This window comes from Promicromonospora sp. NPDC060271 (genome assembly GCF_042726755.1).
Classification (GTDB): domain Bacteria; phylum Actinomycetota; class Actinomycetes; order Actinomycetales; family Cellulomonadaceae; genus Promicromonospora.
In genome coordinates this window covers 1-12,255 of the sequence record NZ_JBHXBG010000160.1, presented here as the reverse complement: position 1 = coordinate 12,255, position 12,255 = coordinate 1, and the positions used below count along the sequence as shown (strand labels likewise).

Below are 12,255 nucleotides of genomic sequence, written 5' to 3'. Positions count from 1 at the left end.
GATGACCAGGCACCTGCTGCCAGGATCGAGCCCTGCCTGGCAGCAGGTGCCTGGTCGTCCTGGCGACCCGCCGGGCGGCTAGGGTGGTCAGGTGGCACTGTTTCGCGAGACCGCCGACGTATCCGTCCGCCCAGCGATCGCCGGCGACGAGGCCGCCGTGACCGACGTGCAGGTCGCCGCGTGGCGCGCGACCGGCGTGCTCGGCGACGGGGTCATCGACGCGCTCGACGTGCCCGCCATGCGGGAACGCTGGTCGTCGGCCATCACCTCGCCGCCCGGCCCCGGGTTCGCGGTGTTCGTCGCGCTCGCCGGGCCCGACGTCGTGGGGTTCGCCGCCGTCTCCCCCGGACAGGTGCTGTCGCTCGAGGTGCTGCCCGAGGCGCAGCGGGCGGGCCACGGTTCCCGCCTGCTCGCGGCCGCCGTCGACCGGCTCCGGTCCGACGGCTCGGAGAGCGTGACCACCTGGACGCTCGCGGACGACACCGCGCGAGCCGCCTTCCTGGAGTCCAGCGGGCTCGGCGCGGACGGCCGCAGCCGCACCCTCGCGACAGGGGTCCGCGAGGTCGTCGAGCACCGCTGGTCCGCCGCGATCTGACGGCCGCGGCGTCCGGTCCGCCGCCGTGCCCGCCGGCCTGCCCACTGGCCTGCCCACCGAGTGAATCGCAGGTTTCACGCCCGTGTGACAGTCCCGTGACACGGCCTTGCGACCATCGGCGTCATGGGGATACGCACGGAGTACTTCGCCGCACCTACCGACGAGGTGGCGGCGACGGCGCTCCGCACACCGGGCGGGCCGGCCGACCCGGACCAGCGCACCGACCTGCCGCGCTTCGACGCCGTCGCGGTGCCCTCGATGGACCCGTTCGTGATGCTCGGCGGGCTCGCCGGCGCACTGTCCGGCCGGCCGTACGGCGAGGTCACCGCGGATCCGCGGCACGGGACGCTGGTCTGCAGTGCGGGCGACGAGGGGCCGTGGATCGTCACCGTCTCGCAGACGCTCGCCGACGACCTCGCCTCCGCCGCTCCCGCCCGCCTGGCCCGGGTGGCCCGTGAGTGGCAGGCCACCGCGACGCCCGCCGTCCCGCCGCGTCAGCTCACCGCGGCGCTGCTGCCGCTCGCGGCGCTCGCCGCACGCGCGGCCGACCAGGGGTACGGGCTCTACTGCTGGACGAGCCTCACCGAATGACGGGCACCAGCATCGTCCGCATCCGCGGCCGGGACTGTCCCGCCGAGCTCGGGCTCAGCGCCCTCCTTGCCGCGTACCACCTGCGGACCGAGGAGGAGAAGGGTGCTGCCGTCCCGGACGTGGGCGCGCTGCCCGCCCGCTACCGGGCGGAGATCAGCGACCCGCGGTCGGCCTTCGCGGACGACGTCGTCCTGGTCGCGCGCCGCGGGGACCGGTCGGCGGGCTGCGTAGTCGTGACGGCCCCCGTCGCGGGCCGGACGGAGCTCAAACGGCTCTGGACGGTCCCGGAGCACCGCGGCCACGGCGTCGCCTCGGCGCTGATCGGTACCGCGCTGACGCACGCGGCCGCCGTCGGCGTCGGCACCGTCGCGCTCTCGGTCTGGCGGTGGCGCACGGAGGCGCTGAGCCTGTACGAGAGGCTCGGCTTCGCCGCCGTCGAGTCGTGGGACGAACGGGACGACCTGGTGTGCATGGAGCGTGCGGTCCAGCCGGCGGGCGCCTGCTGAAAGCAGCGTGACCGGAAGGCCGTCGAGGTGCTTCACTAACCCGGTGACACGCACCCCCAACCCGCTCTGGCGCACCTTTGTCGAGCTCCGTGGCAACCCTCGCGCCTGCGTGTGGACCGAGCCGCTGTGGGGTCTGTCCATGGCCCTCGTGCTCCCGTACGCGTCGGTGTTCATGCTGGCGCTCGGCCTGCACGACCAGCAGATCGGGTTCCTGGCGACCGTCGCGATGCTCTCCCAGGTCTTCTTCGGCCTGGCCGGCGGGATCATCACCGACCGCCTGGGCCGACGCGCCACGACCGCGTGGTTCGACGTGATCGCCTGGGTGATCCCGTGCGTGCTGTGGGCGTTCGCGGAGAACTTCTGGTTCTTCCTCGCGGCGTCGCTCGTCAACGGCGCCCTGCAGGTCACGCAGAACTCGTGGGACTGCCTCATGGTCGAGGACGCCGAACGGGGCCAGATCACCCGGATCTACTCGCTGGTCAAGGTGGCGGCCGACTGCTCGGCCCTGTTCGCGCCGCTGGCGGCCGTCCTGGTCGCGCAGCTCGGGCTCGAGCCCGCCGTCCGCATCCTGTACGTCAACGCGGCGGTCGTGATGACCGTGAAGATCGTCTGGCTCTACCTGTGGTCCCGGGAGACCCGGCAGGGCCGGATCCGCATGGCCGCCACCCGCGGGCACAGCACCTGGCGCATGCTCGCCGGGTACCGCGGCGCGCTCGGCCTGCTGCTGCGCTCACGCGGCTCGCTCCTCGCGCTGGCCGTTGCCGCGCTGACGGCGGCGGTCACGCTCGTCAACGGCACGTTCTGGCAGGTGGTGGCCAGCCAGCACCTGCACGTGCCGGACGCGCTGCTGCCCTTCTTCCCGATGGTCCGCTCGGTGCTGTCGGTGGTCTTCTTCTTCACGCTCATCCCGCTGCTCACCACCGCCGTGGACCTCAGGCGCGCCACGCTGCTGGGGTTCGGGGTGCACCTCGCCGGGCAGGTCGTGCTGGTCGCCATCCCCGCCGCCGAAGGCGGCGCGACGCCGGCGACGTACGCGTTCCTCGGCCTGTGCCTGCTGCTCGACAGCTTCGGCGCGGGCATGCTGTACATGCTCTCGGAGTCGCTCGTCGCGCTGCACGTGGACCAGGCCGAGCGGTCGCGGGTGATGGCGCTCCAGCGCACGTGCATCATGCTCGCCGCGGCGCCGTTCGGCTGGATCTCCGGCTGGCTCTCCGGGATCGACCGCACCTACCCGTTCGTGCTCACGGCCGCCCTGCTCGTCGTCGGGCTGGTGCTGGTGCTGGTGCGCTGGGTGCCCACCCATCCGGACGTCCACCCGGACACGGAGACCGACCTGACGCCCGACCCCGCCTGAAGCGCCACCCGGAGCGCACCCGCCGTGAGAGCGGCCAGGACCACCGCGCCGCCCACGACCAGCGCGGCGCGCACACCCAGGAGCTCCATCATCAGGCCGAGCAGCGGTGGGCCCGCCAGGCCCCAGGCGGTGCTCGCGCTGCGCCAGACGCCCAGGACCCGGCCGCGCATGGCGTCGGGCGGGTCGGTCTGCAGCACGGTCGCGCCCGCGGTGTCGGAGAGCGACTCCACCACCGCCATCGGCGCCACGACCACGAGGAGCAGGGCGAACGTCGGCGACAGCCCGGCGAACACCTGGAGCAGTGCCCCCGCAGCAGCGAGCAGCGCCACGATCCCGACGGTCGGCCTGCGCAGCCGGCCGGCGAGGAACGCGCCCACGATGCCGCCGGCGGCCAGGACCGCGGCGACCGTCGCGAAGTCCTGCGTGGTCCCGGCGAGCGCGCCCGTGACGAGCACGGCGAGGGTCAGGGAGTAGTTGCGCCCGAAGACGGCACTCACCGCCGTCACCACCAGGAGGGCGACGAGGCGGGGGCGGCCGAGGAAGTACCTGATGCCCTCCAGTGAACCGGCCGGCCGCGGGGTACGCAGGGTGAGCCCGAGCGGTTCGACGTCCACGAGCGGACGGCGGTGCACCCGCAGGAACGGCACGAGGGCGGCGACCGCCAGGAACGAGAGCCCGTTGACCAGGTAGGCGGAGGCGGGACCCGTCAGCGCGACGAGGCCACCGGCGATGCCCACACCGGCCAGCCGGCCCACGCTGTGCGTCACCGAGCCCAGCCCGATGGCGGAGGGCACGTCGTCGGACGGCACCAGGTCGTTGCCCAGCAGGGAGGTCGCGGGGCCGTCGACCGCTGCCACCAGACCGGTCACCGCCGAGAGGACGAGCAGGAGCGGCAGGTTGAGCGCGTCGAGCCCGACCAGCAGGGCGGTGCCGAGGGCGATCCCGCCCAGCACGGCCTGGCTCACCCCGACCACGACCTTGCGAGGCCACCGGTCCACGACCGCACCGCCGGCGACGCCGAAGAGCAGCCCGGGGGCGGCCTGGACGGCCAGCGAGAGGCCCGTCGCGGCCGGGGAGCCGGTGATCTGCAGGACGAGGAGGTTCTGGACGGTCAGCTGCATCCACGTCCCCGCGCTCGAGACGAGGTTGGCGCCGGTCCACCAGCGCATCGCGGGGTGGCGTAGCGCACGCCACGGGGAGCGATCGGGGGCAGGGTTCGGAGATACGGAGGTCACGCGCGGCGCGCGCGGGCGCACGCCAAGGAAGGCAGGGAAGAACACGGGAGCTTTCGGTCGAAGAGACGCCGCGCAGGAGGCACCACTGTTCGCAGCGGCGACAATTCAACCAACCGGCTCCCGGTGCGCTCTACCCGCGGGGGCCCTTCGTGATCAAGGTCGCAGGTGACCGCCGTCTCTGCTCCCCCGGCCCGGGCGCGCCGCTGCCATCGTCAGGTCGCCGAGCGCCCCTCGGACGATTCCGTCGCCGCCTGCGGACCGCGCCCGAGGATCCGCATCACGAGGTAGAGCATGAGGCCGAGCAGCAGCAGCGCGCCTGCCCGCAGCCAGGTCTCGCCCGACTGCTGCGTCAGCAGCAGCACGCAGCTCGCCACCCCGAGCCAGGGCACCACGGTGACCACCCGGAAGTGCTCGTGCTCCACGTGGTCCCGGCGCAGCACGAGCACCGCCACATTGGTGCTGATGAAGACCAGCAGGAGGAGCAGGACCACCGTCTCGGCGAGCGAGGCGAGGTCGCCGGTGAAGACCAGCCCAACGGCGACGACCGTGGTGACCACTATCGCGACGCCGGGCGTACGGCGCCGCGGCAGGACCCACCCGAGCGCGGCGGGCAGGAGCCGCTGCTCGGCCATCCCGTAGGCGAGCCGGCTCGACATGATCATGGTCAGGAGCGCCCCGTTCGCCACAGCGATCAGGGCAACCAGGGAGAACAGCCACCCTGGAACCGCCCCGGCCCGCTCTACCACCTCGAGCAGGGGCCCGCTGGAGCCCGCGAGCGTCTCGGGATCCACGACGGCGACGGCGGCGAGGCCCACGGCGACGTAGACCGCTCCGGCCGTCAGCAGGGCGCCGAAGAGGGCGCGCGGGTAGACCCGCCGCACGTCCCGGACCTCCTCGACCACGTTCGCCGACGTCTCGAAACCCACGAACGAGTAGTACGCGAGGATCGCCCCGGAGAGGACCGCGAGCGCGGGCGTGGTGTCGTCGGCGAACCGCGTGACGCGCCCCAGGTCGCCGTCGCCCCGGCCGAGCACGACGAGCGCGAGGACGACGATGACGACGAGGCCGCTGACCTCGATGATCGTCATGGCGACGTTCGCGCCCAGCGACTCCCGGATGCCCCGGGCGTTGAGCGCGGCGACGGCGACGAGGAACAGCACCGCCACCAGGGTTTCCGGCGCGTCGACGAAGGTGCCGAAGTAGTCGCCGGCGAACGCCAGGGAGAGTCCAGCCGCACTGGTAACACCCGCGGCGAGCATCGAGAACCCGACCAGGAACGAGACCACCGGACGCCGGAACGCTCTCTCGGCGAACACGGCGGCGCCGCCGGCCCTCGGGTACTTGGTGACCAGCTCGGCGTAGGAGCCCGCGGTCAGCAGGGCGAGGCCGAGCGCCACCAGCAGCGGCAGCCAGACAGGGCCGCCCACCTCGCCGGCCATCTCCCCCACCAGGGCGTAGACGCCGGCGCCGAGCACGTCGCCGAGGATGAACAGGTACAGCAGCCGCCCGCTGACGGCTCGGGAGAGCCGGGTCTCCGGGTCTGCTTGGCTGGTCGTCGTCATGACCAGAGGCTGACACCTACGGCGGCTACTCGCAGGGCGCGGCGGGCAGCGGTACCAGCCACCGGCCGTCAGAGACCGGGCTCGTAGCGCCGGTAGCCGGCGCGGAGCGTGACCGCCCTGCCGTCCGGGTCCGTGTCGTCCTGCGAGGCAGGCACCCGGGCGACGTCCGGCCAGTGCACGAGGAACGTGCCCCGGTGCAGCCACCGCAGCAGCGGCGCGACGGGCCAGGGGCTCCGCACGTCCGACCGCTCGAAACCCAGGAACGACGTGCGGGTGCGCGGCGAGACCACCAGCCCGTGCAGCCGCGCGCCGGCGAGGTGCGTGCCGGGCGACCCGTCGAGCACGAAGCGCAGGTCGACCACCCAGCCGAGGTGCGCCCCGGCGTCGTCGAGCACCGGGACGTCGAGCAGGTCCGACGCGATCACCGTGGTCTCCTCGTGCTGGTCATCCGGAGCTCTCCGGGTCGTGCGTGCCGCCGGGGATGCGGCCGATGACGTGGTCGCGCGTCCAGCGCTCCAGCCAGGTCGCGTCGAGGTCGGCCCCGTGGACGCCGACGCGCACGGCGGTGCCGACGTCGGACACGTGCCGCCACGGCAGGCGGTACCAGCGTGAGGCGGGCGGGCGGCCGCCGAAGACGCGCGTACCGAGCACGGGGCCGGTGAGCAGGGCGGCGATCACGACGGGCACGCTGCCGTCGATCCGCCCGTCCTCGGCGGGCTCGCCGTCGACCGCCTCCAGCTCGATGTCGTCGAGGGTGCACACCGGCACGTCGTCGACGTCGAGCACCTGCCGGTCCAGCAGGTGCAGCCGCGCGTCCAGGATCCGTCCGGGCTGCCGCGGCTCCGGCTCCCTGGCCAGGTCGCGCGGGCCGGTTCGGCCGCGTCGTCTCATCCGCCCGCCTCCGTCGCGATCATCAGGGGTATCGCGGCCAGGGCGGCCACGACGAGGATGACGAGGTACACCGTGCCCAGCACGTTCATCGCGCGTCCGTTGACGTGCTCACCCATGTACTCGGGGTCGTTCGCGACGACCAGGATCGGCAGGTACGTCAGGGGCAGGGCCACCGCGGAGAACACCACCGAGTACTCGGTGACGGCGATCGGGTCGACGTTGGTCATCAGGACGCCCACCGCGACCACCAGCGCGAGGATCATCGCCAGGTGGAAACGCGGCGCGCGGGCGGGCCGCCGGAACTTGCCCCACGACCAGCCCAGGTACTGCGAGAGCGTGTAACCGGTGGACAGGGCGGTCTCCAGCGCCGCGCCGAACGTTGCCGCCACCAGGCCCACGATGACCACGGCGACGAGCAGCGTCCCGCCCGCCTCCGCGACCGGCAGGGTGAGCTGCGACATCGAGTCGACCCGGATCCCCTCCGGCAGCAGCACGATCGCGGCACACGCGGCTATCGCTATCGACAGCAGCCCGCCGAGCGGGAACCCCACCAGCACGTTGAGCCGGGACGTCGCGAGGTCCTGCGGGGTCCAGCGGTCCTCGACGCCGCCGGACGAGAAGAAGAAGACCTCGTAGGGCGTCATCGCCGCGCCGAACAGCGCGACGGCGAAGTACCAGTACACGGCGGCGCTCTCCTGCACGGGCACCTGCTGGACGAGCTGCGCCCCGAGGTCGCCCCAGTCGGGACCGAGCAGGAACACCGCTACCGCGAATCCAACGAGCGCCAGGCCCAGCAGGCCCGTGACGTTCTCCATGACGTCGAACTTCACGCGCCACAGGACGAGCCACACCGCCAGCGCCGCCACGGGGACCCAGAGCCTGTGGTCCACGCTGCTCGCGAGCTGCAGGGCGAGCGCGATGCCACCCACCTCCGCGACGAGGGTCAGCACCGTGACGGCGAGGCTCGCCGCCAGGTTCAGCCCGGCGGTGCGCGGACCGAGGCGCTCGCGGATGATCTCGAACGTCGCCCGGCCCGAGACCGCTGCGACCTTGCCCGACATGTGCGCGAACACGCAGATGCCGAGCACCCCCACCACGACCACCCACGCGAGGGACAGCCCGAACCGCGAGCCGACGACGGCGTTGGTCACCAGGTCCCCCGCGTCGAGGAACCCGCCGATCGCGGTGAGGACGCCCAGGGCGACGGTGAGCAGACGAGTCTTCTTCATGGCGCCGTCCGCTCGGTCCGGGCCGAGGCCCGCGCCTCTGCCCGCGCCGCGGCCTGCTCGACCGCCCCGCTCGCGTCGTCGAGCCCGCCGGAGGCGTCGTCGAGGGCGCGCAGGACGTCGTCGGCAGGGGACGGCGGCTGACCCAGCCACGTGCGTGCGGCGGCGACCGGTCCGACGGCGGCCGACGCGGCGGAGAGTGCCTCCTCCCGCACCTGTTCGGCTTCCTCGGCCGCGACGACCAGTGTGCCGATGCCGTGCACCGCGCCGGTGGCCGTCTCGACGGCGTCCCCGACCGCGGCGTCGGCGGTCACCGCCGGCAGCCTGCCGGCCGCGCGCGCCCGCACGGCCAGCTCCGCCGTGGCGACCGCCGAGCTCGCGTCGTCGAGGTGGTCGGACACGCTGCCGAGGGCGCCCGCGTCGTCCGCCCTGGTGGCGGCGGGCCCACATCCGGCCAGCGCGCCCGTCAGCGCCAGGATCGACGCCAGGACCAGCGCCGGCGCGACGCGCGGCCGGGACGGCTGGCGCTGCGGACGGTTGGTCACGCTCGAAATGCTTGCGCGGATCCACGGTTCTCGCACGCCGGGTGAATCATCGGCCGGCCGACCCGGGACCCGAGCGGCGAGCGGCAACCCTTCCTGCCTATCGTCGTGAGGACGACGCGGGAAGGAGCACACCATGCACATCGGGTACACCCTCATGACCGAGCAGAGCGGACCGCGGGAGCTGCTGCGGTATGCGGTCGCCGCCGAGGAGGCGGGCTTCGACTTCGAGCTGTCCAGCGACCACTTCTCCCCCTGGCTCCCCGAGCAGGGACACGCCCCGAACGCGTGGGTGCTCCTGGGAGCGGTGGCCCAGGCGACGAGCCGGGTCGAGCTGATGACGTTCGTGACCTGCCCGACCATGCGGTATCACCCGGCGGTGGTGGCGCAGCAGGCGGCGACGCTCCAGCTCCTGGCCGACGGCCGGTTCACCCTCGGGCTGGGCTCCGGCGAGAACCTCAACGAGCACGTGGTCGGTGAGGGCTGGCCCGCCATCGCCGTCCGGCAGGACATGCTCGAGGAGGCGACGCACATCATCCGCGAGCTGCTCACGGGTGAGCTGGTCACCTGGGAGGGCGAGTACTTCCGGGTCGACTCTGCGCGCCTCTGGGACGTGCCGGACGCCGGGGTCCAGATCGGCGTCGCCCTGTCGGGCAAGCACGGGGTCGAGCGGTTCGCGCCGCTCGCGGACCACCTGGTCCAGGCGATGCCCGACGCCGACGTGGTCAAGGGCTGGAACGACAGGCACGCGGGCGGATCGCGGGTGTTCGGGCAGGTGCCGATCTGCTGGGACCCGGACGAGGACAAGGCGATAGAGCGCGCCCACTCGGAGTTCCGCTGGTTCGGCGGCGGCTGGTCGGTGAACGCGGACCTGCCGACGCCGGCCGGGTTCACCGGAGCCTCGCAGTTCGTGCGGCCGGAGGACGTCGCGTCGTCGATCGCCTGCGGGCCGGACCTCGACAAGCTGGCGGAGAGCGCCCGCCCGTTCCTGGACGCGGGCTTCACCGACCTCGCGATAGTGCAGGTGGGCGACCACAACCAGGACCGGTTCCTCGCCGAGGCGGCCGGCCCGCTCGTGGAGCGCTTGCGGGCGCTCTGACGGGCTGGTCCGCGGGGGCGGGACCGGCGGGCCGGTCCTGCGCGGCCCGCTAGTCCTGCGCGGCCGGAGCGGGCCTGGCGCGGTAGAACCCCGCGGCCTTGCGCAGGGCCTCGCGGGCCCGGCGGCGGTCCCCGGAGGCGTCGTACGCGAACGCGAGGTGGTACCAGGCGCGCCAGTCCTCCGGCGCGGCCTCGACGGCTGCCCGCCGTGGCTCGAACGCCTCGTCGGCGGCCGCCCGGTCGATGCGCCCGCCGGGTGACCGGGGCAGGTCGTCCACGGGGAGGTCCCCCTCGGCGAACAGCGTGTCCGCCATGGTCTGTACCGTCGCGGCGAGCCGGTACTCGCGCACGATCAGCCCGATGACCAGCAGCGGGATGATCAGCACGGCCAGGCCGATGGCGGTCAGCACGGGCTCGCCCGCGCGCACCATCGTGATGCCGCGCCCGGCGATCTGCCAGATGTACAGGGCGAGCAGCGCGGTGACGGCGAGTGTGCCGGGCAGCCCCTTGGGCAGCTTGCGGCCCGGGCCGCGGGACGCCGGGTCGCTCACGACAGGTCCAGCACGTGCTCGAGGCCGACCGTCAGTCCCGGGCGGGACACCACGGACCGGATCGCGAGCAGCACACCGGGCATGAACGAGGACCGGTCGAACGAGTCCTGCCGGATGATCAGCTGCTCCCCCTCGTTGCCGAAGAGGATCTCCTCGTGCGCCACGAGCCCGCGCAGCCGCACGGCGTGCACGCGCACCCCGTCGACGTCGGCCCCGCGGGCCTCCCAGCCGGTCTCCGTCGCGTCGGGCGACGGCCCGAAGCCCGCCTCGGCGCGGGCCGTCGCGATCGCCGCGGCCGTGTGCCTGGCGGTCCCGGACGGAGCGTCCACCTTGTTCGGGTGGTGCAGCTCGATGACCTCGGCGGACTCGAAGTACCGGGCGGCCTTGGCGGCGAACGTCATCGCGAGCACTGCCGACAGCCCGAAGTTCGGGGCGATGAGCACGCCGAGCGAGCCCGTGCCGCCCGTCCCCCGGGGCGACAGCTCGGCGAGGTGCGCGGCGACGCGGGCGCGCGAGTCGTCGTCCCAGCCGGTCGTGCCGACCACCGCGTGCGCACCGGCGTCGAGCACCGCGTGCACGTTGGCCTCGGTGACGGCGGGGACGGTGAAGTCGACGGCGACGTCGGCCCCGCCGAGCGTCTCGCCGGTGATCGTGTCGCCGTGGTCGAGCCTGGCGACCAGCTCGAGGCCGTCCGCCGCCTCGACCGCCGCGCAGGTCTGGGTACCCATGCGCCCGGCCGCGCCGAGCACTGCCACCTTGATCTCACTCACGCTCTACCACCCTCTGGTTCTGCGTTGAGTGCTGGGTATTTGTCGAATCTGAGGGCTCAGATCGACAAATACCCAGCACTCAACGGGTCAGTTGTCGAACGGGCCCACGCGGACGATCGATCTCGGGCGGGCGGCCAGGTCTTGGGCCAGGTCCTGGACCTCTGCCGCCGTGACCGCCTGGATGCGCTCCAGCGACTCCTCCAGCGACAGCAGGTCGCCGTACACGAGCTCGGCCTTGCCCAGCCGGCTCATCCGCGAGCCGGAGTCCTCCAGCCCGAGCACGGTACCGCCGGAGAGCTGTCCGATCGACCGCTTCAGCTCGGACTCGGTGATGCCGTCGGCCGCGAGCTTCTCCAGCTCCTCGACCAGCAGCTCGGTCACCTGGTCCGCCTTGGCGGCGGCGCAGCCCGCGTACAGGCCGAACGTGCCGAGCCCGCCGTGCGCGGAGGCGAACGAGTAGGTCGAGTACGCCAGGCCCCGCTTCTCGCGGATCTCCTGGAACAGCCTGGACGACATGCCACCGCCGAGGACGGCGTTCAGCACCGACAGCGCGAAGCGCCGGTCGTCCGTGGCCGAGATACCGGTGGAGCCCACGATGATGTTGGCCTGCTCGACGGCACGCTTCACGGTCAGCTCGGCGCCCACGTCCGGCACACCGGCGCGGTCCTCCGTGGCGGGACGGCGGTCCCGCGGGCGCGTCGCGGCGTCGAGGTCCCAGCCGCCGTCGGTCAGCGCCTGGGTGACCTGCTGCACGAGCTTGTCGTGGTCGATGCCGCCGGCCGCCGTGACCACGAGGGTCTCCGGCCGGTAGTTCCAGCGGTAGTGGTCCCAGACGGCGGCGCGCGGGACGGCGTTGATCGTCTCGGGCGTGCCGCCGATGGGGCGGCCCAGCGCGTGGTCGCCCAGGACGACGGCGGAGAACTGCTCGTGCACGACGTCGGTCGGGTCGTCGTCGTTCATCGCGAGCTCTTCGAGGATGACGCCGCGCTCGGTCTCGAGCTCGTCGGCATCCAGGCGCGCGGAGGTGACCATGTCGGCGATGACGTCAACGGCCATCGGCAGGTCGGAGTCGAGCACCCGTGCGTAGTAGCAGGTGTGCTCCTTGCCGGTGGCCGCGTTCGCCTCACCGCCGACGGCGTCGAACGCCTCGGCGATGTCCATGGCGGAGCGCCGCTTGGTCCCCTTGAAGAGCAGGTGCTCCAGGAAGTGCGTCGAGCCGAAGTGGCCGTCGGTCTCGTCCCGCGAGCCGACGCCGATCCACGCACCCACCGTCGCCGAGCGCTGGCCCGGCATGTGCTCGGTGAGTACACGGACACCGCCGGGCAGGACGGAGC

General features: G+C 73.2%; 13 protein-coding genes and 1 pseudogene. 5 read left to right on the top strand and 9 right to left on the bottom strand.

What is annotated here, in order from left to right; genetic code table 11:
* The first annotated feature begins 91 nt into the window (after positions 1-91).
* The 4 genes from ACFWE2_RS20480 (at position 92) to ACFWE2_RS20465 (ending at position 3,046) form a co-directional block, all read left to right on the top strand.
* Positions 92-595 (top strand): GNAT family N-acetyltransferase, encoded by a 504-nt coding sequence (locus ACFWE2_RS20480; protein WP_377226054.1) that lies wholly within the window; start codon positions 92-94, stop codon positions 593-595.
* Positions 596-718: 123 nt separating this feature from the next.
* Positions 719-1,186 (top strand): hypothetical protein, encoded by a 468-nt coding sequence (locus tag ACFWE2_RS20475; RefSeq protein WP_377226053.1) that lies wholly within the window; start codon positions 719-721, stop codon positions 1,184-1,186.
* A complete protein-coding gene (locus tag ACFWE2_RS20470) occupies positions 1,183-1,692 on the top strand; it encodes a GNAT family N-acetyltransferase (protein ID WP_377226052.1) in 510 nt (169 codons plus the stop codon). The genes ACFWE2_RS20475 and ACFWE2_RS20470 overlap by 4 nt, the downstream gene beginning before the upstream one ends.
* A gap of 43 nt (positions 1,693-1,735) precedes the next feature.
* Positions 1,736-3,046, top strand: a complete 1,311-nt coding sequence (locus tag ACFWE2_RS20465) for an MFS transporter (RefSeq protein ID WP_377226051.1) — start codon at positions 1,736-1,738, stop codon at positions 3,044-3,046.
* Between the two features lie 23 nt (positions 3,047-3,069).
* Here the strand turns inward: ACFWE2_RS20465 and ACFWE2_RS20460 are convergent.
* From ACFWE2_RS20460 to ACFWE2_RS20435, 6 genes and pseudogenes are all read right to left on the bottom strand, one after another.
* Positions 3,070-4,215: pseudogene (locus tag ACFWE2_RS20460) on the bottom strand (MFS transporter); the annotation flags it as partial.
* Positions 4,216-4,493: 278 nt separating this feature from the next.
* Positions 4,494-5,843, bottom strand: a complete 1,350-nt coding sequence (locus tag ACFWE2_RS20455) for an APC family permease (protein WP_377226050.1) — start codon at positions 5,841-5,843, stop codon at positions 4,494-4,496.
* A 68-nt stretch (positions 5,844-5,911) separates the two neighbouring features.
* Positions 5,912-6,268, bottom strand: a complete 357-nt coding sequence (locus ACFWE2_RS20450; protein WP_377226049.1) for a PRC-barrel domain containing protein — start codon at positions 6,266-6,268, stop codon at positions 5,912-5,914.
* 19 nt (positions 6,269-6,287) lie between these two features.
* Positions 6,288-6,734 (bottom strand): hypothetical protein, encoded by a 447-nt coding sequence (locus ACFWE2_RS20445; protein WP_377226048.1) that lies wholly within the window; start codon positions 6,732-6,734, stop codon positions 6,288-6,290.
* A complete protein-coding gene (locus tag ACFWE2_RS20440; RefSeq protein ID WP_377226047.1) occupies positions 6,731-7,963 on the bottom strand; it encodes an NRAMP family divalent metal transporter in 1,233 nt (410 codons plus the stop codon). The genes ACFWE2_RS20445 and ACFWE2_RS20440 overlap by 4 nt, the downstream gene beginning before the upstream one ends.
* Complete coding sequence (locus ACFWE2_RS20435; protein ID WP_377226046.1) at positions 7,960-8,505, bottom strand: hypothetical protein; 546 nt, start codon at positions 8,503-8,505, stop codon at positions 7,960-7,962. Before ACFWE2_RS20435 ends, ACFWE2_RS20440 begins: the two co-directional genes overlap by 4 nt.
* 133 nt (positions 8,506-8,638) lie before the next feature.
* Here ACFWE2_RS20435 and ACFWE2_RS20430 point away from each other — a divergent pair, with 133 nt between their 5' ends.
* A complete protein-coding gene (locus tag ACFWE2_RS20430; RefSeq protein ID WP_377226045.1) occupies positions 8,639-9,601 on the top strand; it encodes a TIGR03557 family F420-dependent LLM class oxidoreductase in 963 nt (320 codons plus the stop codon).
* Between the two features lie 49 nt (positions 9,602-9,650).
* Here the strand turns inward: ACFWE2_RS20430 and ACFWE2_RS20425 are convergent, their stop codons facing one another.
* From ACFWE2_RS20425 to ACFWE2_RS20415, 3 genes are all read right to left on the bottom strand, one after another.
* The gene (locus tag ACFWE2_RS20425) at positions 9,651-10,151 is read right to left on the bottom strand and encodes a hypothetical protein (protein ID WP_377226044.1); all 501 of its coding nucleotides are present in this window, start codon (positions 10,149-10,151) and stop codon (positions 9,651-9,653) included.
* Positions 10,148-10,921 carry a 4-hydroxy-tetrahydrodipicolinate reductase gene (gene dapB, locus ACFWE2_RS20420; RefSeq protein ID WP_377226043.1) on the bottom strand — a complete coding sequence of 258 codons (774 nt, stop codon included), beginning with the start codon at positions 10,919-10,921 and terminating at the stop codon, positions 10,148-10,150. Before dapB ends, ACFWE2_RS20425 begins: the two co-directional genes overlap by 4 nt.
* 87 nt (positions 10,922-11,008) lie before the next feature.
* Positions 11,009-12,255: M16 family metallopeptidase (locus ACFWE2_RS20415; protein ID WP_377226042.1), on the bottom strand; the 1,247-nt coding region annotated here is incomplete at its 5' end.

Excerpts from the sequence above, each read along its gene's own strand:
- ACFWE2_RS20475 (WP_377226053.1), top strand. The coding sequence starts at position 719 with ATGGGGATACGCACGGAGTACTTCGCCGCACCTACCGACGAGGTGGCG.
- ACFWE2_RS20470 (WP_377226052.1), top strand. The coding sequence starts at position 1,183 with ATGACGGGCACCAGCATCGTCCGCATCCGCGGCCGGGACTGTCCCGCC.
- ACFWE2_RS20455 (WP_377226050.1), bottom strand. The coding sequence starts at position 5,843 with ATGACGACGACCAGCCAAGCAGACCCGGAGACCCGGCTCTCCCGAGCC.
- ACFWE2_RS20445 (WP_377226048.1), bottom strand. The coding sequence starts at position 6,734 with ATGAGACGACGCGGCCGAACCGGCCCGCGCGACCTGGCCAGGGAGCCG.
- ACFWE2_RS20440 (WP_377226047.1), bottom strand. The coding sequence starts at position 7,963 with ATGAAGAAGACTCGTCTGCTCACCGTCGCCCTGGGCGTCCTCACCGCG.
- ACFWE2_RS20430 (WP_377226045.1), top strand. The coding sequence starts at position 8,639 with ATGCACATCGGGTACACCCTCATGACCGAGCAGAGCGGACCGCGGGAG.